Consider the following 19,688-nt stretch of genomic DNA (forward strand, 5'->3'; position numbering starts at 1 on the left):
TTCATGCCGCGGCCTGCGCGTCGTCGGGTTCGGCGAACTGGCTGACCACCTTGGCGCCGATGCCGCGCAGGGACAGGCCCCGGCTGAGTTCGAGTGCGGAGATCTTGACGTCGAGCTCTTTCTCGGTGCGGGCCCCGAATTCCATCGCCATGAGCGAGTCCATGCCGAGGTCGGTGACCGGCTCATCGATGTTGACGGCGTCGGTGTCCACGCCGAGCACCACCGCGAGTTGATCGGCGAGGCGCTGGGCGACGAAGTCGGCGCGCTGTTCGGTGGGCAGCGTGAGGATCTCGGCACGCAGGGTGCCGCCTGCCTCGCCGCCGACCCCGATGTCGGCGAGCAACCGGCGGAAGCGGCGGGTGTCGGTGGACGGCCGCGCCACCCGCGACCACACCGTCCAGTCGATATCGGCCACCGCGACCTGAGCGCTGTCGAGTGCCAGGCATTCGCGCAGCAGGGCGGTGGCGCGGTCCATGTCGATGGGCAGGAAGCCGATCGACTTCACGTAGTCCGCCAGTGCCTCGGTCTTGTCGGCCATGCCGCCGCCGCTCATGAAGCCCCAGTTCACCGCCAGCGCCGCGGCGCCGCGGGCACGCCGGTCGGCCGCGAGCGCGTCCAAGGCGGCGTTGGCGGCGGCGTAGCCGACCTGCGGGGTGATGCAGCCCAGCGCGCTGATCGAGGAGTACAGCACGAACATGTCCAACTCGATGCCCGCGGCCTCGACCGCCCGGTCCAGGTGCTGGGCGCCACGCACCTTGGCGAACAGCTCGTCGAGCGACTCGGGCGTGATCTGCGGGATGGGCAAGTTGTTCACCACCCCCGCCGCGTGGAAGATCCCGCGCAGCGGTGCGACCGACCGGATACGGTCCACCAGCGCTGCCGTGGCGGCGTAGTCGGCGACGTCCACTCGTTCCTCGATCACCGCCACGCCCGCCGCGGTGAACGCCGCGACCTGGTCCGTGGCCTGTGGCGTGGACGCGCCGCTGCGGCCGACCAGCACGAGTTTCCGTGCGCCCTCGGCGACCAGCCAGCGGGCGGTGGCCAGGCCGAAGCCACCGAAGCCGCCGGTCACCAGATAGCAGCCGTCCGGGTCGATGCGCGGGTGAGCGAGTTCGGGGCGCACCATCGGCTGTTCTTCGCGCAAGTCCAGCACAACCCTGCCGATCTGGTCGGAGCGTGCGACGGACTCGAAAGCCGCCGCCAGCTCCGACACCGGATAAGCCGTATAGGGGAGGTACCGGTATGTGCCCGTGCGCAATGCCGCATGGCTCGCCCGCATCGGCGTGCGCAGCAGTTCCGGGTCGTGGGCGAGCGCGCGGTCCATGTCGACGGAGAAGAAGGTGAGGTTGCGATCGAAGGGGCCGAGATCGATGACGCCGCCGGTGTAGATGTCGGCCTTACCGATATCGACCACACGGCCGAATTCGGCCGCGACCCGGAAGTTCTGGCGCAGGATCTCGCCGGGAGCCGAACTGTAGACGACGTCGACGCCGCGTCCGCCGGTCAGATCGGCGATCTCGTCGACGAAGTCGGCCGATCGCGAATTCAGCACGTGCTGCGCGCCGAGCAGGCGCACCTGCGCGCGCCGCTCGGGCGTGCCCGCCGTCGCGATCACCGTCGCTCCGATGTCCAGCGCGACCTGCACCGCGGCCATGCCCATGCCGCCCGCCGCGCCGTGCACGAGCACCGTCTCACCCGGCCGCAGGCGCGCCAGTGTCCGCAGCCCGAATTCGGCGGTGAGGAATGGCAATCCGGATCCGCAGGTGAGCGGGTCGTAGTCCTCTCCGGGCAGCAGTTGGTGCGGTAGCGTCGCGCCGGCGTCGACGGGCATGGTCACGTACTTGCGGAAGATGTCCCTGGCGCACACCATCATGCGGTCGCCGACCGCGACGCCGGTGACGCCGGGCCCGACGCGCTCGACCACGCCGGAGCCCTCCATCCCGACCGTCGTGCCGAAATAGGTTCCCGCGAGCTCCTTTTCGGTGAGCACGCCGATGACCTTCATCGCGTCCTTGTAGTTGAGCCCGGCCGTCTCCATCCGGACCTCGATCTCGCCCGGACCGGGCGCGACCCGGTCGACTCGGCGCAACGCCAGGTCGGACAACAACCGGGACTTCGGAATCTCCACCACGAAAGAGGCTTCCGGGTCCGACAGCGGGACGGCGCGGTTGCGTTCGTCGAGGTGGGTGCCGAAATTCCGGTCCAGCCGCACCGCCCAGTGGTCGTCTCCCCGCACGCCGATCTCGTCGAGCGCGTCCTCGGCGAGAACGAGATCGGTCGGCGGCGCCGCGGCCTGTGCACCCGCGTCGACCAATCGCCACGCCGCGGCGGGCTGTTCGTTGAGCAGGGCGCGCCGCGCGCCCACCAGCGCGCCGTGCGACACCTGGACCGCGGTGTCGGCGGGGGTGCACAGCGCGTTCTCGGTGACCACGACGCCGTGCACACCGACCTGGGGCGCGTCGGCGAGCAGATGCTCGATGGCATTCGCCACGCGCGCGAGCCCGTAGACGTTGCGCGCCCCGTCGAGCGCCGTGCCGAACACAGTGACCACCCGGATCCGTTCGGCGATCGGGACACCGTCTGGTGAGCGCAACGCCAGCCGCAGGCGCTCGTCGTTGTCGTCGGCGTCGGCGTCGGCGAGCACGACGGTGACATCGGCCCGGTCGCCCAGCAGTGCGGCCGCGCGGCCGGCCGCGTCGGCGCCGACACAGACGGCGACCACGGTTTCCTGCTCCGAGGGACGCTCACCTGCCGGTGTCTCGACGATCTCCCAGATGGGCTGGTAGAACACCCGTTCCAGCTGGTGGGTGACGTCGACCGGCGCGCTGACGGGGCGGAATTCGACGCCGAGCAGCCGCATCGCCACCTCCCCGTGCTCGCCGACGATGGCGATGTCGGCGCGCAGCGGGTCCGCGCCGCGGCGGGTCACCACGACCCGCGGCCGCTCCGGCAGCGCGCCGAGCAGGCGCACCCCGGCGATGGCGGCGGGCACGATCGCCACGTCGGCATCCGAGTCCGCGGCCAGCGTGGCGACGCATTGCAGCGCGGCGTCGACCACCGCCGGGTGAGCCAGGTGCCGGATCGGCGTGGCCTGCTCGACCGGCGCGAGCGAGGCGACCACCGCGTCCGCACCGACGACGGCCGAGACGATGCGCTGGAAGGCGGGCCCGTAGTCCAGCCCGCGCGCCGCCAGCCCGCGATAGAGATCCGCCCCCGCGACCGCAGCGGCATGCTCAGGGGCGTCGACGTCCACGGCGGCGGCGGAGAAGTCGGCTTCGATGAGCCTGCCGTGGGCGTTGAGCGTCCAGGTGGTGGCGGTGGCCGGGCGCGAGTGGATCCGGAAGCGTTTGGTCGATTCCTCGACGCTCACCCGCAGTACCGGGACGTCGTGCTCGTCGATCACCAGTGGCGCAACGAATTCCACCGATTCGAGGCCGGCGCTCGTGCGGCCGGTGCGCTCGACGGCGGCGCTGAGCGCGGCATCGAGGTAGGCCGCGCCGGGCAGCACGACATACCCGTCCACGACATGGTCGCGCAGCCAGGGCAGTCGCGAGACCGACAGCTGCACCTCCCATTCCGAGTTCGCCGCCGTCGTGGGATCACCGAGCAGCGCGTAGCCCTCCGGCGTGCCGAGACGATCCAGCAGAGTGACCGGCTCGTCGTGCCACACCCGTTTGCGCTGCCACGGGTAGGCGGGCAGATCCAGGTGCTCGACGATCGAGTCCGGCCGGCCGGGTACGGCCGAACCGTCCAGCGAGCCCGCGACATACAGATCCGCGACAGCGCGCAGCACGTTGTTGCGGTCGCGCAGGTCGCGCGAGAGCGTGGTCACCGCGGCGCCGATCACTCCGCGATGGATCAGCATCTCGCGGATGTTGCCGCTGAGCACCGGATGCGGGCCCACCTCGAGGAAGACCCGGTGGCCCGCGTCGACCAGTGCGCCGATGGCGTCGGCGAACCGGACCGGCTCGCGGACGTTGCGGCACCAGTAGTCCGCGTCCCATCCCGTGCCCGCGATCTCGGCGGCGGTCACGGTGGAGTACGTGGTGAGTTTCGCGTCCCGCGGGGTGAGCCGGCCGAGGGCGCCGCGCAGATCGTCGAGAATCGGGTCCATCAGATGGCTGTGGTAGGGCACCTCGACCCGCAGGCTGCGCGCGAACGTGCCGGTGGCCGACAGGGTGTCGCGCAGCAGTTCCAGATCCTGGCTGTCGCCTGCCAGGGTGACCGCGCCGGGGCTGTTCACCGCGGCGATCGAGATGCTGTCGGTGCGGGCGAGCAACTCCCGTGCCTCGCGTTCGGACATGCCGAGAGCCAGCATGCCTCCGGTGCCCGCGGTGGTCGCCTGCAGCCGGGCGCGGTGGTAGCTGACGGTGAGCGCGTCGCGCAGCGAGAGCGCGCCGGAGACGTACGCGGCGGTGACCTCACCGACGCTGTGCCCGACCACCACCGCGGGATACACGCCGTACTCGGCCAGTTCGGCGGTCAGCGCGGCCTGCAGCACGAAGTTGGCGGGCTGCGCGAACGCGGTGCGCACGATCCGCGAGTCGGCCTCGTCGGCGAGCATCTCGTCCAGGATCGACCAGCCCGCGATCGAGACGAACTCACGGTCGATCTCCCTGGCCACCTTCGCGAACGTGCTGTCGGTGGTGAGCAGCTCACGCCCCATGCCCCACCACTGCGGGCCCATCCCGCTGAAGACGAAGACGGGCTCCACCTCGCCGTCACCGATGACCCGCGACGGCGCCCGGCCCTCGCCCGCGGCGAAAGCACGCAACTGGGTGCGCAGATCGTCGGCGTCGTCGTAGGCGAAGCCGACCCGCAGGGGGTGGTGGGCGCGCCGGGTCCAGGCGGCCGCGGTGACCGCGTCGGCGGGATGGTGGTCGAGCGCCTGCGCGAGGTCGCCTGCGAGCGTGCGCACCGCGGTCTCGTGGCGGCCGGAGATCGGCAATACCTTCGGCACCGGACGTTCGTCGTCGGCCCGCGCGGCCCGCGGCGGCGCTTCGGAAAGGATGACGTGGGCGTTGGTGCCGCCGTAGCCGAAGCCGTTGACCGCGACCACACCCTTGCCCGGCTGCGCGGGCAGCGGTTCGGGTAGCAGCGGGACCCGTAGTCGGAGCTCGTCGAACTTGATCTCCGGATTCGGTGTGGTCAGGTCGAATTGGGGCGCGACCGTGCGGTGGTGCAGGGTGAGCGCGGCCTTGATCAGGCTAGCGACCCCGGCGGCGGCCTCGGTGTGCCCGAAGTTGTTCTTCACCGAACCGACCGGCACCGGCTCGGCGCGGCCGTCCACCGCGCCGTACACCGCGCCCAGCGCCGACATCTCGAGCGGGTCGCCGACCGCGGTGCCGGTGCCGTGCGCCTCGAGGTAGCTCACCTCGTGCGCGGCGACCCCGGCGTCGTCGCGCACCTGACGGGCCAGCTGTTCCTGCGCAACGGGATTCGGCACCGGGATGGCCATGGTGCGGCCGTCCTGGTTCACACCCGTCGCGCGGATGACGGCGTAGACGCGGTCGTTGTCGCGCTGGGCCACGTCGAGCGGCTTGAGCAGCACCGCGCCCGCGCCCTCGGCGCGGCCGTATCCGTCGGCGGCGGCGTCGAAGGTCTTGCAGCGCCCGTCGACCGAGAGGAACCGGCCCTTGCACATCGAGATGAACGTCTCGGGCTGCAGCATCGCGTTCGCACCGCCGGCCAGCGCGATCTCGCATTCGCCGTTGGCGATCGCCTGCACCGCGAGATGCGTGGCGACCAGCGACGACGAGCATGCGGTGTCGACGGTCAGGCTCGGGCCGTGCAGATCGAGCAGATAGGAGATGCGGTTGGACAGCAAGGTGTGCGAGGCGCTCATGGCGGTGTGGCTGGTGATCGCCGAGCGGACCAGCGGACCGCTGCGTCCGAGCACGTTGTCGAGGATGAAGCCGCCGACGTAGACGCCGACGCGGTGGCCGGAGACCCGGCCCGCCATGCCCGCGTCGTCGAGCGCCTCCCAGGTCACCTCGAGCAGCAGCCGCTGCTGCGGGTCGAGGATGGCGGCTTCCTTCTGGGCGATACCGAAGAAGTCGGCGTCGAAATCCCACAGCGGCTGGGTGAGAAATCCGCCGCGCCGGGTGTACATACGCCCCGGCGCGTCCGGATCCGGGTCGTAGTACTTTTCGATACTCCAGCGATCCGGCGGGATATCGACGATCCCGTCACCTTTGTCGAGCAGGAAATTCCAATAACTCTCCGGGTCGAATACACCGCCTGGAAACCGGCAGCCGATACCCACTATTGCAATGTCGACCATTATTTCTCCTGGCCTGAAATGCGGGTCCATGCTGAGCCCCCCGACCGCAGCAGCACAAATATCTGATGAGCTTCTTCGCTCGAATGGTCATGCTATTGCGCGGGCCGCTCGAGCGTCAATTGTTCTGCGTTACAGCTTTTTCAATTTGCGTAACGTCGCCACCAGTGGCGCGTTGGAAAGCATCCCGTGCGTGAGACGTGGATGAATTGCGCTGAGATTCATCAGCACGGCGTAGCGCAGACCGTGGTCGCGCCAGTCCGCGAGCTGCTCGACGATCTCGTCCGGCGTGCCGGCCAGGCAGAATTCCCGCACCAGCGAAGCCGGGACCTTCTCGATGTAGTCCAGCACGGTGCGCTCGTCGAGCGTCTGCGGCAGGTAGTCCTGCAAGCCGGTGAAGTCCTCGCCCAGCGGGTGGGTGGCGCCGTGCCTGGTCCACATCTCGCCGGGGGCGCACAGGGTCAGCGCACGCGCGCCGACACTCTCGACCAGGGCGTCCACCTGCCCGGGACGGGCCGCGGTGAGCACGCTGAACACGGCGGCGGGCGCGACCGTCAACGGGTCGCGGCCCGCGTCGGAGGCCGCGGCGCGGACCCGCTCGAGACGGTGCCGGTACTCGTGCGGGCGCTGCGCGAAGCCCGGGAACCACACGTCGGCGTAGCGACCGGCGGCCCGCAGCATGCGCGGGCCGCCGGCGGCCACCCAGATCTCCGGACGGGTGCCCCGGTAGGGCGGGACATCGAAGACCGCGTTCCGCAACGGGAAGTGCGGCGAGTCCCTGGTCACCAGGCTGCCGTCGGAATCCCACAGCGCCCTGATGGTGGCCAGCGCCTCCTCGAACCGTCCGACCGGAGCGGTCCAGTCGACGCCGTAGGGCTCGTTGTTGTCCCGGATGCCGGTGCCGATGCCGAGAATGGCCCGGCCGCGGCTCAACTGGTGCAGGGTGGCCGCGGCCTGCGCGGTCACCGCGGGATTGCGCCGGCCCGCGTCGGTGACGCCCACGCCGAGCCGCAGGCGGGCCAAGCGGTTCTGCGCGGCGAGATAGCCCAGCGCCGTCCACGGTTCGTAGATCCCGTCGGCGTGCGGTGCGAGCCGGGTGATGCCGACGTGCCGCGGTTTCCAGATCGAGGCGGGCAGGATCGAGGGCAGGTGGTCGGTCACCCAGAGCGAGTCCGCTCCGCCCGCCATCGCCACCGAGCGACTGCCGCGAAATTGCAGGTCGGGCGCGAACCGGGTGTAGACGCCGGAATCCATCACACCTGTGCGGAATTTCGCCATGTTGTTCCTATCGCACTATTCGGGTACTGGTTCGAGAGCGGCACTGGTCTCGGGGATTTCGATCCTTCGGTGCCAATGGGCGAGCCGGGACGGCGCCCACCAGTTGGCCGCGCCGAGCAGGCGCATCAAGGCGGGGGCGAGCACGCCGCGGATCAACGTCGCGTCGCTGAGCACGGCCAGGGTCAGGCCGAGGCCGAACAGCTGGATGAACGACACGTGCGAGGTCACCATGCCCGCGAAGGCGATCGCCATCAGGCAGGCGGCGGCGGTGAAGATGCGTGCGGTGCGGGCGACGCCGGTCGCCACGGCGCCGGTGTTGTCACCGGCGGACAGCCATTCCTCGCGAATCCGGGACAACAGGAACACCTCGTAGTCCATCGAGACGCCGAAGGCGATGCAGAACATCAGGATCGGCATCGTGGGCACCAGATAGCCGGTCGAGGTGAAACCGAGCTGATCCGACAGGTGCCCTTCCTGGAATATCCAGACCATGGCGCCGAAGGTCGCCGCCAGCGAAAGCGTGTTGAGCAGTAGCGCTTTGATCGGCAGCAGCACGCTGCCGGTGAAGAAGAACAGCACCACCACGGTCGACAGCGCGATCACGAAGACGGCCAAGGGGACTTTCGCTCCGAGCGCGTCGAGCGTGTCGACGTTTTCGGCCGCCGCACCTCCGACCATCGCGTGGCTCGGCGGGGGGACTGCGCGCACCCGGTCGAGCTGATCGATCGCGGCGGGGGAGTACGGGTCGAGCCGGGTGCCCACGCGCACATAGGTGCCCGCGTCGTCGCGCATGCCGGGGGGCGCGGAGGCGACTTTCAGCCCACCGGCAAAGACGCCCGCCGCGGACAGCACGGTCGAGACGTTCTCCACCCGTGACAAACGTTCGGCGTAGGCGGCGATTTCGCTGTCACCGCCCCGGTATCCGGGCATGGCCACGAGCACCCCGGCCATCGCGTTCTCCCGGAAGCCGGTGCGCAAGGCGTCACCGACCGCATGGCTGGACGCCCCGGCGACGACCCGGTCGTCGGCGGCGCCGAACCGGATGGACAGGAACGGCGATCCGAGCACCAGCAGCAGCGCGATCACGGCCGCCGCTGCCACGACGGGATGGCGCATGACCAGCCGCACCGCGCGGTACCACCGGGTCTCGGTGATATCGACGGATGCGGGCCGCGGCCGGTGGAATCGGCGGCGCAGGAGGGCGCGCAGGTCGAACGCGTCGACACGGGGACCGAGCAGTGCGAGCGCCGCGGGCACCAACAGCAGCGTGGTGAACACGGCCGCCCCGAGCACGGCCAGCCCCGCGTACGCCAGCGACCTGAGGAAATACAGCGGGAAGACCAGCAGTGTCGACAGTGACAGCGCGATCACCACACCGGAGAACAAGACGGTGCGCCCCGCCGTGCGTGCTGTGCGCGACACCGCGGAGGCGGTGTCGCGGCCGGCGGCGAGTTCCTCCCGGAATCTGCTGACCATGAACAGGCTCGAGTCGATCGCGACCGCGAAACCCAATGCGCTCATCATGTTCAGCGCGAAGATCGACACGTCGCCGACCTCGGTGAGCAACCGCAGGATCGGCAGCGTCGCGAAGATGTTGAACACGCCGACCGCCAGCGGGATCAGCGCGGCCGTCACGCTGCCGAAGACCAGGATCAAGGCGAGCCCGGTCAGCGGTATCGCGATCGCCTCGGTGATCAGCAGGTCGGTGACGATCCGATGGCTCATCTCGTCGAAGGCCACCGCCTGACCGCCCGCCCGCACGGTGACGCCGTCGAAGTCGCCGCTCACCCGGGCCGCGATCGCGCCCGCCCGTTTCGGCGCGTCGGTGTCGTCGCCGGTGACATGGGCCAAGACCAGACCGTCGCGGCCGTCGCTGCCGCGCAGGCCCTGCCGCAGATCCGGGGGAAGTTCCCAATAGGACTGGACCGCGTCGATCTCGTCGCGGCCACGCAGATCCGCGGTCAGGCGCTCACCGACCACCCGCGCCGCGGGGCTGTCGAGCCCGTCCGGCGCGGTGACCAGCAGCACGAGATTCGGCGCGGCGCCCGGGAATTCGCGGCCGAGGAACGCCGCGACCTCGGCGGACTCGGTGTGGGACGGAACGTAACCACCGGACTTCAGGTGGGCAGGCGCCGACCAGCCCAGCCCGACGCAGACGATCCCGATGAGCAGCGCGCCGTAGAGGATGGATCGCGGCCGCCGGATCGCCAGGCGTGCGAGACCAACAAGCATGATGAAAGACCTCTTCTCGAACTCCGGCCGTGGCGAATGCGTATGCGATCGGTGCTATTCGGTGGCGCCGGGATCGATGTAGCCGGCCAGCGCACGCCACTCCTTGGCATTGCGGTGGGCGAGCTCGGCGACCGCCGGAATGCAATGCGGCGGGACCGTGGCCACCAGGGCGGTCCACACCTCGCGCTGCATCGAGTGTGTGTGCAACCAGCGCAGCAGGTCACGGCCCTGCTGGCTGTGCCGCATGGCCGGGTCGCGGGTGAGTTGCTGCAGCAGCAGCGCGCTGCCCTCGGGCTGGTCGGCGGCGCTGTCGTGCTCGGGTGATCCGGTCTCGCGCAAGCGTTTGCGGATCGCGTGCGCTGTGCTGATGGACACCTCGGCCGCGGCGGCCAGCGCGCGCAACGGCATGTCCGGGGAGGCCGCCAGCAGCTCGGCGACGCGCCGCCTGCGCTGCGCGCGGTCCATCGGCCTGCGCCTGCCGTCGGCGCCGACGCGGATGTTCGACTGCGGAATTTCCGCACTCGAACGCTGCCGGAGCGTGGCCACCGTGCGCGCGGACAGCCCCGTGGTGGACGCGATGGCCCGGTCGGACAATTCCGGCATCGTCTCGATGATCCGCTCGGCCGCCGCTTTGCGGTCCGAGAGCGTCAGCGGCAGCCCGTGCGTCGTATTCAGTTCGACGCCGCGCAGAAAAGCCTCGGCCGCCGTTCCGTCGAAGAACACGACTTCGATGTCTTCGCGGCCGAGCCATTGCGCGGCCCGCAGCCGGTGCATTCCGTCGATGACGCGCATCGTGCTGCGATGCACCACAATCGGCGGTAATTCGGTGTCGCTCTCGGCCAGTCGTGCGATATGCCTGCGGTCCTCGCCGTTCGACCGCGGCGAGTCCGCGGGCAACAGTTCATCGATGGATACGAGATAGCGCGCGTTCGACGCCAGCGGCACCACATCGCCGCTCACCAATTTAAACTCAGCGGACATTTCGAAACCCCCAGGGTCGCCCGGATTCAGATCGGTCCTCGATGACCCGATGGTCCATCCGGAACCCGGCTAGGCTTCGACCGACCGATCGGTCACAGCGTAGGTGCGCCCGGTGCGCGACACTAGGCTTTCCGGAAAGAGTCGGGAGAATTCGAAAGCATGACAGTCATTGCCGACCCCGGTCGCACGGCTCTGCTCATCGCGGGCACCGTGGTGGCGGAACGCGAGGGGCTGCACCGGCTTTCGATCAACGCGGTGGTCGAGGAAGCCGGGATGGCCAAGGGCACCTTCTACCATCACTTCGTCAATCGCCGCAGTTACGTCATCGCGTTGCACCGCCGTTTCTTCGACGCGCTGTCGCAGTCGGTGGCCGCGGCGCTGGCCGGGATTCCGCCGGGGATCGAACGGATCGGCCCCAGCCTGGACGCGTTCCTGGATGCCTGCCTCGACGCCCGCGGCACCGAGGCGTTCATGGTCCAAGCGCGCACGGATCCGGATCTGCGCGAGGAGATCCGCCGCCGCCACGAACTGTTCATCGCGGTCGGGCGGCCGGACATGGTCGCCGCCGGCTGGCCGGACCCCGACGCCGCCTCCCGGATGAAGGTCGCCATGGTCGGTGAGATCTGCCTCGCCGAGCTGACCTCCCGGCGTGCCCGTCCGGATCTGCGGATCGCGGCCGTGCGGATGCTGACCGCCAATCGCACCGGATCACTTGCCGGAGAACCGCCCGAGGGTGATGCGACCTGAGCTGCCCAGCACGAAAGTCGCTCGGAAAGAATATCTTTCGTGTCTCGCCGGTGCTGGGAAGCTGCCGTAGCCGACACGTTGCTGTGGTTGCGGCTACGCGGCGGCCATCTCCCGGGCGATGGCGGCCGCGAAGGCGTCCACATCGGCCTCGGTGGTGTCGAACGAGCACATCCAGCGGACCTCGCCGGTGCGCTCGTCCCAGACGTGGAAGCGGAACCGTTTCCGCAGCCGCTCGGTGACCTCGCGTGGCAGTACGGCGAAGACGGCGTTGGCCTGGACCGGCCGTACGATCTCGACGCCGGGCACCCGGGCGACGGCCGTGGCCAGCCGGGCCGCCATCGCGTTGGCGTGCCCGGCGTTGCGCAGCCACAGGTCGCCCTCCAGCAGCGCGACGAACTGCGCCGACACATACCGCATCTTGGAGGCCAGTTGCAGCGCGGCCTTGCGCAGGTACGCCGTGCCGCGCACCGCGTCCGGGTCGAGCACCACGATCGCCTCGCCGAGCATCAGGCCGTTCTTGGTGCCGCCGAACGACAGCACGTCCACACCGGCGTCGGTGGTGAACGCGCGCGGCGGCAGGCCGAGCGCGGCGGCGGCGTTGGCCAGCCGCGCGCCGTCCACGTGCAGCAGCATGCCGCGCTCGCGGGCCAGCGCGCCGATCGCCGCGATCTCGCCGGGTGTATAGAGGGTGCCGAGTTCGGTGCTCTGGGTGATGGAGACGACCTTCGGCTGGGCGTGGTGCTGGTCGCCGAAGCCCCACGCGTACCGGTCGAGTAGCTCCGGGGTCAGCTTGCCGTCCGGGGTGGGCACCGGGACCAGCTTCAGCCCGGCCACCTTCTCGGGTGCGCCGCACTCGTCCAGATGGATGTGCGCGGAGTCCGGGCACACCACCGCGCTCCACCGGTCGCACATCGCCTGCAGCCCGACGACGTTGGCGCCGCTGCCGTTGAAGACCGGGTAGACCTCGGCCTGCTCGCCGAAATGGTCCTTGATCAGCTCGCGCAGCCGTGCGGTGTGGACGTCCGCGCCGTAGGCCGGCTGGTGGCCCACATTGGCGGCGGCCAGCGCCGCCATGATGTCCGGGTGCACGGAGGCGTTGTTGTCGCTGGCGAAAAAGATCGAGTCGCTCACTGGTCCTCTCCGGTCAGCAGTGGGAAGGCGCCGTTCTCGTCGTGGACCTCGCGGCCGGTGAGGGGCGGGTCGAACACGCATACCGCGCGGAACTCGGTGTGGGCGCGCAGGGTGTGATGCTGGTGTGCGTCGACCAGGTACATCACGCCCGGCTCGAGCTGGTGGCTTTCACCGGTCTCCTCGTCGACCACTTCGCCGCGCCCCTCGATGACGTAGACGGCCTCGATGTGGTTGGCATACCACATCTCGAGCTCGGCGCCCGCGTGCACCACGGTGTCGTTCACGGAGAAGCCGGCCTTCTCCTCGGCGAGCACCAGGCGACGGCTGGTCCACGCGGGGCCCTTCACCTCGCGCTCGGTGCCGATGATCTCTTTCAGTGAACGGACGATCATGAAGTACCTTTCCTCTCGGTTCTGCACGGCGAGGTGCATCGGGCACCCCGGTCGTCACCCTTTCCCGCGATGGGCGTGTACTCGCGATCTTCCCGATCATTGCTGCCGTGCAAGCTCGGCGACAGTGGCAGAACCGCCCCCTCTCATCAAGATCGCGCCACGCAGTCACGGCACCACGACGACCTTTCCGGTGGCGTGATCGCTCTCCATGTACCGGTGGGCCGAAACGATGTCGGCCAGGCCGAAGACACGGTCGAGGTTGGGCCGATAGGCGCCCGCCTCGACCGCGCGGACGATCCGCCGCAGCACCGGCGTACCCGCGCTGCCCCGCACCGTATCGCTGTGGAAGGCCGTGAGTTTGGTTCCGGACGGGATCATCGCTATCGGTTCGAAGTCCTGAATCGACCACCCGCTGAGCGAGCCCGCTACACACACGGTCCCGCCGCGGCGCACCAGGCGCAGCGAGTCCACCACCGTGCTCGCCCCCACGAGATCCAGTACATGGTCCGGACCCTCGGGCCAGATCGCGTGGACGCTCGCCGCAAGCGTGCCCCCCTCGTCGAGGAGTGCGTGGTGGACGCCGGCCGCAGCCAAGGCGTCGATCTTGCCCGGCTGCCGTGTCGTGGCGGCGATCTCGATACCGTGGCCGGACGCGATCGACGCGGCGGCCATCCCCACCGACGAGGTCCCGCCGCGGATCAGCAACCGCCCTCGGGCACCCGGCACGACCCCCAACGCGTCCAGTGACCCCTGCGCGGTCAGATATGTCTCGGGCAGCGCGGCCAACACCTCCCAGGGCAACGTGGTGGTGACCGGCATCAGCAGTGCGTTCGGCACCAGCGCGAACTCCGCGTAACCGCCGTCGAATTCCCGGCCCATCTCACCCATCACCGCCGCGACGGTCGTGCCCTCCGGCAGGCCGGGGTCGGTCGAGGCCGCCACGATTCCGACGCATTCGATCCCGAGCACGCGGGGGAACCTCACGTTCGGAGAGTGACCCTGCCGGGTTCTCAGTTCCGACCGGTTCAAGCCGGCGCCCTTCACCTGCACCAGGCTCCAGCCCTCCCGGACCTCCGGTACCGGCAGCTCTCGAATCTCCAGCGTCTCCGGGCCACCCGCTCCGACACAGACCGCCGCTCGCATCGTCGTAGACATGTGTCCACTGTCGCCGGGAGGCGGATCGGCCTGCCACCGATAGAATGCCGAGTTATGCCCGTTGCCCGCCAATCCCCTCGGCACGGCGCGACATCGCGGATATGGCCGTCCGGAGGCGTTCACACCTGGCCCTCGGGAGGAACGAGTGCGGTGCATTCCCATCCCCGTGGGCATCTCGTCTATGCGGCGCGTGGTGTCTTGTCGGTGCACACCGGACGTGGCACTTCGATCGTTCCGGCCAATCGAGTCGCATGGACCCCTGCGGGATTCACGCACTACCACCGCGCGCACGGGCACACCGATATGCGGATCGTCTTTCTCCCGGCATCCCTGGCCCGCCTCGTGCCAGACCACCCCGCCGTGTTCACGGCCTCCGGCCTCGTCCGCGAAATCCTTCTCACCCTCACGGGTTCGCGCGATGGCGACCGGGTCGCAGGCGACCACGAGCACGCCGCGCGCGCTCGCCTTCGCCGGGTCCTCGTCGACGAACTCCGCGAAGCGCCCGAGCAGCCACTGATCCTGCCGCAACCGCACGACGACCGGTTGCGGGCCGTCGCGCGGATACTGCACCGAAACCCCGCGGACAACGCGACGCTGGCCGAACTCGGGCGGGCGATCGGAGCCGGCGCTCGCACGCTCAGTCGTCTGTTCCACAACGAACTCGGCATGACCTTCTACGAGTGGCGCACCCAGCTACGCGTCTATCACGCACTCGTCCTGCTCGCCGACGGCCACGACACCACCTACGTCGCACACGCTTGCGGATGGGCGAATCCGAGCAGCTTCATCGCGGCCTTCACCGGCGTCATCGGCACCACACCCGGCCGCTACCGGGCTGCGCATCCGGCGAAGTAGCGCATGAATCGGCCGCCGACCGCTCCGCAGTGGGTTACGGCAACTCGTGTTCGAAGTCGAAGTGGAGCTGGATGGTGGTGCCGTGCACGCCGGTGTGTATGCGCACGAGGTCGGTGAGCTGGTTGACCAGCAGCAGACCACGGCCGCCCGGTCGATACGTTTGTGCGGGCAGGCGGCCCGCGAGTGGATTGGTGATGTGTCCCTTGTCGCTGATCTGGAAGCACAGCTGGTTGTCGTCGGCCCAGATCCGCAGCGTGCCGTGCCCGCCGCCGTGGACGACGGAGTTGGTGGTGGTCTCGGCGATGACCAGTTCCAAATCGATCAGACGCTGCTCGGGTATGCCCGCTTTGCGGGCGTGCTCTGTGGCGACGTGCCGGAGGTGCGCCAGGGATGTCGCGTCGAAGACGATCGTGGTGGCGGTGGGGGGTGCGCAGGGGAGCGGTTCGTTGTAGAGGTCGACGATGTGGTCGGGGTCGTAGTCGTCGCTGGTTCGCCGGCCCGTGTGGTCGATGAGGACGGGATGGGTGGCGTGCGCGTCGGCCAGGACCTCCGGCGACAGACGTGCGGTGTCATAGGGACACAGGATGCTGACTTCGCGCCCGGTGAACGCCGCGTTGATCAGCGCCTCGTGCTGAGCGCACGCCGGATATTCCAGCGCCGAGCGGCCGGCCCAGATGGGTTCGCCGATGATTCGCACTCGTCCGGACCGATGCCGGTCGGCGAAGGCGCGGAGCACTCCCGGGATGATGCGGCCGGGATTGCGGCCCTCGACGGTCATGTCCATCAGGTGCACCGAACTCGCGTCGGGGCCCAGCTCGGCACGCAGGAGGGCCAGGTTCGGGCCGGGTACCGCGACGGCGACCGGTTCATCGTTCGCGAGCCCCTCGCGAATGAATCCGAGGGTGCCTGCGAGGTATTCCTCGGTGTCGCGATAGAACAGCGCGGGATGCACGAACGGATCGGTCGGCTCCGAAGTGGCCGACACAGCGCCGACAGAGCTCATGTGTGCACTACCTCGATCGTGTGTAGGGAGGGCCAGAACACTCCGAGGATCCGAAGCATCATCGGCGGAGGCCGATGCAACACGATTCGTGGCGCCTGCGGTGAGTGGGAGGCGGCTTCCACCAGAATCGACGTCCCGTGGACATCGATGAACGTCAGCTCGGACAGGTCCAAGTGGGCGTCGCGCTCCGCGGCGGTCAGTTCGGCCAGCGCCGAGCGCCAAGCATCCCGGGTGGTGAAATCTACCGCTCCTGCGCACCGTAGACCGGAAGGACTGCTGGTCCGAGACGTGCGGAGGGTCGAAGGATCGGAGATCGCCGCACTACGCGCAGGCGTGGCCGACGGTGCGGGCTCCACTGCTCACCGACCTTCCACTGGCCAACACGAGACGACGCGGGGATTTTACGCCTGCGCCGAACGAGCACCTTCACACAGCCCGCTGGTGCCGTGGTCCGGCGAACTGTTCGTGATCCGGCGTGATCACGGCCTACGCGACCTCCGTCGTGGCTCGTCGGCACCTCTGACAGATCGGGGTCTCCCGCTCAGCGTCGGTGCTCGATGCCACTGCGGTTGAGGGAGCGGCCCATCGGCCTGCCATGCCGGGAAGAGCCCGAATGACGCGGCTTGCCGGACGCTTTCGGCTTCCGGCTCGCACACTGCGGCCACCCGGTTCGAAATCGGCTGTCGCCGGACGTTTCCCGCGCCGTCTGGGTGCTATTCGGTCAAGGACGGGATCGGCACCCCGACGAGGGGTGCGATCGGACAGCTCGAGGAGGATCTTGTGACCGAGAAAAGCCATCGTTCCGCCGAGACCGGCGAATATGTGAGCGAGGACACCGCAGCGGAGAACCCGAAGACCACGCTCGGCGAGGACGAGCCGCACCAGGGCGACAACCGTCGCGACCGCTCGGCGATCACCGGGCACTTCGTCAAGCCCGACACCAGCCGTCGCCACCCGGACACCACCGTCACCGAAAACGGGTGACATCCGGAGGCGCCCCGGCTCCTGCGCCGTCGTTGCCGGCCCAGGACACCCACGTCGACGACAACAACTGTGGGACCTGCTCGGCCTCGGCAGCCTTGCGGGACCGGCGCGCCGCAAGGACACTCGCACGGCCCCTACCGCCGGAAATCATCCCTCGTCCGCCCTGACGCGGTAGCGCTGGACTCAGGCCCTATCGGCCGCGGGGGCCCCGTCACCGTTTGCCCCGGCCGCCGAACGCCATACGTCGGGATTTCAGTCCATCGATCGACTCGGCGACGGCTCCATGCCTGAACAGTCGGCGTGGGCGCCTCGGTACGCGGTGACCCACGTCGGCTTCCGGTGAGGTCGCTCTTCGAGCGCTGATCATGGACGCGGGGGTAGTTCGCCGCGGTGCGTGAGGTACTCGGCGATATCGGCCAGTTTGGTATTGGTGTGTTGGCTGGCGCGTACGAGTAGGGCGAAGGCTTGATCGGCGGTCAGCTTGTGGCGCTCCATCAGGATGCCCTTGGCTTGTCCGATCAGATCGCGCGTGTCGATCGCCCGCGCGAGCTGGGTCACCTGCTGGGCGGAGGCCAGTGCTACGGCGGCATGGGCGGCGAACAGGGAGCCGACGTGCTCGGATTCGGCGTCGAAGGCCGCGGGAGCCGGCGAGTAGAGATTGAGGGCACCGAGGTCGTTACCGGTGACATAGAGCTGGAAAGACAGAATGCTGCCGATGCCGAGTTCGGCGGCCCGGGCCGCGAAACGGGGCCACCGCGGCTCATCGGTCGTATCGGGCAGCACCACGATGCGCTCGTGGTAGAGCGCGTCCAGGCACGGCCCTTGCCGCAGGTCGATCTGCGCGCGGTCGACTCGGTGGATCAGGTCGGCGGTGGCGGCAGGCGTATGCATCGTTTCGCGGTTGTCGCTGACCAGGACTCCGGCGTAGGTGGCGCCGGGCACCGTCTGCACGGCGGTATCGACGATGCCGCGCAACGTGTCGTCGAGATCGTCTTGTTCCTGCAGGTAACGTGCCAGATCGCCCAGTCGCGCAGCCAGATCGCCCTCCGCTGCGGATGAACCGGTCGGTATGTTGTCGTCGCTGAGGCGCGCATTCGTCATCGTCTGCCCGTCTTTCCGAGAAAGCTCCCGAGCCGGCAGGTACCGTCCGGGAGCGCCGGCCTCGCCCTGGTTTCCGAAGGACAGTGCACACCACCCTACGCGCGAACCGGTGGTGTAGTAGCAACAACGTCATCAACCCGACGTGCGTGCGCCGGGAGTGGGCGACCCGCCGCAGCGCCGTATCGACCCGTGGACGCGGCGGACGCCGCGACAGCCACGACGGCATCGAACCTCGGCGCGAGAAACCCGGCTACACCCGCGCGCGGTCGGTGAAGGCGAGCGCTCCGCCGAGACCGGTCAACGCGACTCCGGCGAGAGCATCGACGGCGATCTGCGCGCGGCGGCGTTGGAGCAGAGCGTGCAAGCGCGTCGTTGTGACGACGAACAGCAGCCACCAAGCGCCACCGATGGCGATGTCGAGTGCACCGAGCAGCAGTACTTGGGGCGTTACCGGACGCGCGGGGGTCAGGAACTGTGGCAACACCGCGAGGAAGAAGAGCGCCGCTTTGGGATTCAACACATTGGCAGTGAACGCTCCAGCCAACACCTGTGCACCCGGCACCGCTGCCGGTGAGGACACCCCGGCCCATTCGGCAGCGCAGCCGCGCCACCCCCGATAGCCATCCCGCAACGCGCGCACACCCAGAACGATGAGATAAGCCGCTCCAGCGAGTTTCACCACGGTGAACGCCGCGGCGCTGGTCGACAAGATGGCCGACACGCCGACCGCGGCGGCCGTCATGTGCACGATCAAGCCGCATTGAACTCCTGCCGCCGCGCGCATCCCCGCGACCCGTGAGCGAGAAGCGTGACGCAGAACCACGAACCAGTCCGGGCCGGGAATCGCATAGGCCAGCAGCACCGCCGCCGCAAAACCCCACACGAGATGAGCGTCCATCCGAAATCTCCGGTTTCTCCACGGCAACCTCTCCAGCCCCAGGAAAGGTGACCTCGTCACGCAGTAACTGCGCCGGGCAACGTCGGGTGGGTTACCCACAGCGACGACCTCGATCCTGGAAAGCCTGCGGTTTGTGCCCATAGATCCGGTACCGAACATCTTGGGCCGGTACGGATCACGCACCACCGCGTGGCCGGGTGCGGTTGTCGTCGGCGTCCTCGGTGCTGTTCTATTTCGCGGAGAGGTAGCTGGATCCGGGCCTCTTCGCTCGACATGTCGAGTGCGACAAGGCCTTCGCGAAACCTCAACTGCGACAGCAGCGGACGAAACGGGCACGGGCGTGCGGCCGCGCGGGCCGGTACTCTGGATTCAGAGCAGCTGCGAAGAGCGCTAAGTTACTAGCAATTTCCCCGATCGTACCCGTGATGTACTCGCAGTTGTGTACCGTATGTTATCGCAGGTTCGCTCCGCTTCTGTGGAGTGGGCCGGGGTCGATGTCGGCCCCGTAGAAGGACTCCGTTGTCCGTGTGTGGATGCATCCGCGCCCGAGACGCGGACGACGTCGAGGATTGGGTGTGGCCGAATGCGTGTATCTGCTCCGATAACGGTCTCGGCTTTGGTTGTTGCTGGTGTGGTGGTGAGTGGTTCGGG

General features: G+C 69.0%; 14 protein-coding genes. 3 read left to right on the top strand and 11 right to left on the bottom strand.

Going from position 1 to position 19,688, the window contains the following annotated elements; genetic code table 11:
- Nucleotide 1: 1 nt before the first annotated feature.
- From ABZ803_RS33120 to ABZ803_RS33135, 4 genes are all read right to left on the bottom strand, one after another.
- Entirely contained in the window at nucleotides 2-6,283 is a 6,282-nt protein-coding gene (locus ABZ803_RS33120) for an SDR family NAD(P)-dependent oxidoreductase (protein WP_357045435.1), read from the bottom strand.
- 129 nt (nucleotides 6,284-6,412) lie between these two features.
- Nucleotides 6,413-7,558, bottom strand: coding sequence for an LLM class flavin-dependent oxidoreductase (locus ABZ803_RS33125; protein WP_357045437.1), 1,146 nt, complete (start codon nucleotides 7,556-7,558; stop codon nucleotides 6,413-6,415).
- A 15-nt stretch (nucleotides 7,559-7,573) separates the two neighbouring features.
- A complete protein-coding gene (locus tag ABZ803_RS33130; protein ID WP_357045439.1) occupies nucleotides 7,574-9,790 on the bottom strand; it encodes an MMPL family transporter in 2,217 nt (738 codons plus the stop codon).
- Nucleotides 9,791-9,844: 54 nt separating this feature from the next.
- A complete protein-coding gene (locus ABZ803_RS33135) occupies nucleotides 9,845-10,771 on the bottom strand; it encodes a ParB N-terminal domain-containing protein (RefSeq protein WP_357045441.1) in 927 nt (308 codons plus the stop codon).
- A 159-nt stretch (nucleotides 10,772-10,930) separates the two neighbouring features.
- Here ABZ803_RS33135 and ABZ803_RS33140 point away from each other — a divergent pair, with 159 nt between their 5' ends.
- Complete coding sequence (locus tag ABZ803_RS33140; RefSeq protein WP_040871975.1) at nucleotides 10,931-11,518, top strand: TetR/AcrR family transcriptional regulator; 588 nt, start codon at nucleotides 10,931-10,933, stop codon at nucleotides 11,516-11,518.
- A 93-nt stretch (nucleotides 11,519-11,611) separates the two neighbouring features.
- Here ABZ803_RS33140 and ABZ803_RS33145 read toward each other — a convergent pair whose 3' ends face one another.
- The 3 genes from ABZ803_RS33145 to ABZ803_RS33155 form a co-directional block, all read right to left on the bottom strand.
- On the bottom strand, nucleotides 11,612-12,649 hold the full coding sequence (locus ABZ803_RS33145; protein WP_357045443.1) for a beta-eliminating lyase-related protein: 1,038 nt from the start codon (nucleotides 12,647-12,649) through the stop codon (nucleotides 11,612-11,614).
- Complete coding sequence (locus tag ABZ803_RS33150; protein ID WP_357045445.1) at nucleotides 12,646-13,041, bottom strand: ectoine synthase; 396 nt, start codon at nucleotides 13,039-13,041, stop codon at nucleotides 12,646-12,648. Before ABZ803_RS33150 ends, ABZ803_RS33145 begins: the two co-directional genes overlap by 4 nt.
- 165 nt (nucleotides 13,042-13,206) lie before the next feature.
- Complete coding sequence (locus tag ABZ803_RS33155) at nucleotides 13,207-14,196, bottom strand: zinc-binding dehydrogenase (RefSeq protein WP_357045447.1); 990 nt, start codon at nucleotides 14,194-14,196, stop codon at nucleotides 13,207-13,209.
- Nucleotides 14,197-14,346: 150 nt separating this feature from the next.
- On the opposite strand from ABZ803_RS33155, the gene ABZ803_RS33160 reads away from it, so the two are divergent.
- Nucleotides 14,347-15,051: a helix-turn-helix transcriptional regulator gene (locus ABZ803_RS33160; protein WP_357045449.1), complete on the top strand. Its 705-nt coding sequence runs from the start codon at nucleotides 14,347-14,349 to the stop codon at nucleotides 15,049-15,051.
- Between the two features lie 34 nt (nucleotides 15,052-15,085).
- Here ABZ803_RS33160 and ABZ803_RS33165 read toward each other — a convergent pair whose 3' ends face one another.
- Both ABZ803_RS33165 and ABZ803_RS33170 read right to left on the bottom strand, forming a co-directional pair.
- On the bottom strand, nucleotides 15,086-16,054 hold the full coding sequence (locus ABZ803_RS33165) for a sensor histidine kinase (protein WP_357045451.1): 969 nt from the start codon (nucleotides 16,052-16,054) through the stop codon (nucleotides 15,086-15,088).
- On the bottom strand, nucleotides 16,051-16,410 hold the full coding sequence (locus ABZ803_RS33170; protein WP_062975954.1) for an STAS domain-containing protein: 360 nt from the start codon (nucleotides 16,408-16,410) through the stop codon (nucleotides 16,051-16,053). Before ABZ803_RS33170 ends, ABZ803_RS33165 begins: the two co-directional genes overlap by 4 nt.
- A 424-nt stretch (nucleotides 16,411-16,834) precedes the next feature.
- Between ABZ803_RS33170 and ABZ803_RS33175 the strand changes: the two genes are divergently transcribed.
- Nucleotides 16,835-17,038: a hypothetical protein gene (locus ABZ803_RS33175; RefSeq protein WP_062975952.1), complete on the top strand. Its 204-nt coding sequence runs from the start codon at nucleotides 16,835-16,837 to the stop codon at nucleotides 17,036-17,038.
- Nucleotides 17,039-17,401: 363 nt separating this feature from the next.
- On the opposite strand, the gene ABZ803_RS33180 is transcribed toward ABZ803_RS33175, so the two are convergent.
- Both ABZ803_RS33180 and ABZ803_RS33185 read right to left on the bottom strand, forming a co-directional pair.
- Nucleotides 17,402-18,139, bottom strand: coding sequence for a GAF and ANTAR domain-containing protein (locus tag ABZ803_RS33180; protein WP_357045453.1), 738 nt, complete (start codon nucleotides 18,137-18,139; stop codon nucleotides 17,402-17,404).
- 250 nt (nucleotides 18,140-18,389) lie between these two features.
- Entirely contained in the window at nucleotides 18,390-19,037 is a 648-nt protein-coding gene (locus ABZ803_RS33185; protein WP_357045455.1) for a LysE family translocator, read from the bottom strand.
- Nucleotides 19,038-19,688 lie beyond the last annotated feature (651 nt).

Source organism: Nocardia sp. NPDC047648 (assembly GCF_040642815.1).
Taxonomy (GTDB): domain Bacteria; phylum Actinomycetota; class Actinomycetes; order Mycobacteriales; family Mycobacteriaceae; genus Nocardia; species Nocardia gamkensis.

Bases quoted from the DNA above. Each gene is read 5' to 3' on its own strand.
- ABZ803_RS33120 (WP_357045435.1), bottom strand. From the start codon at position 6,283: ATGGTCGACATTGCAATAGTGGGTATCGGCTGCCGGTTTCCAGGCGGT.
- ABZ803_RS33125 (WP_357045437.1), bottom strand. From the start codon at position 7,558: ATGGCGAAATTCCGCACAGGTGTGATGGATTCCGGCGTCTACACCCGG.
- ABZ803_RS33130 (WP_357045439.1), bottom strand. From the start codon at position 9,790: ATGCTTGTTGGTCTCGCACGCCTGGCGATCCGGCGGCCGCGATCCATC.
- ABZ803_RS33135 (WP_357045441.1), bottom strand. From the start codon at position 10,771: ATGTCCGCTGAGTTTAAATTGGTGAGCGGCGATGTGGTGCCGCTGGCG.
- ABZ803_RS33140 (WP_040871975.1), top strand. From the start codon at position 10,931: ATGACAGTCATTGCCGACCCCGGTCGCACGGCTCTGCTCATCGCGGGC.
- ABZ803_RS33150 (WP_357045445.1), bottom strand. From the start codon at position 13,041: ATGATCGTCCGTTCACTGAAAGAGATCATCGGCACCGAGCGCGAGGTG.
- ABZ803_RS33155 (WP_357045447.1), bottom strand. From the start codon at position 14,196: ATGTCTACGACGATGCGAGCGGCGGTCTGTGTCGGAGCGGGTGGCCCG.
- ABZ803_RS33165 (WP_357045451.1), bottom strand. From the start codon at position 16,054: ATGAGCTCTGTCGGCGCTGTGTCGGCCACTTCGGAGCCGACCGATCCG.
- ABZ803_RS33180 (WP_357045453.1), bottom strand. From the start codon at position 18,139: ATGACGAATGCGCGCCTCAGCGACGACAACATACCGACCGGTTCATCC.
- ABZ803_RS33185 (WP_357045455.1), bottom strand. From the start codon at position 19,037: ATGGACGCTCATCTCGTGTGGGGTTTTGCGGCGGCGGTGCTGCTGGCC.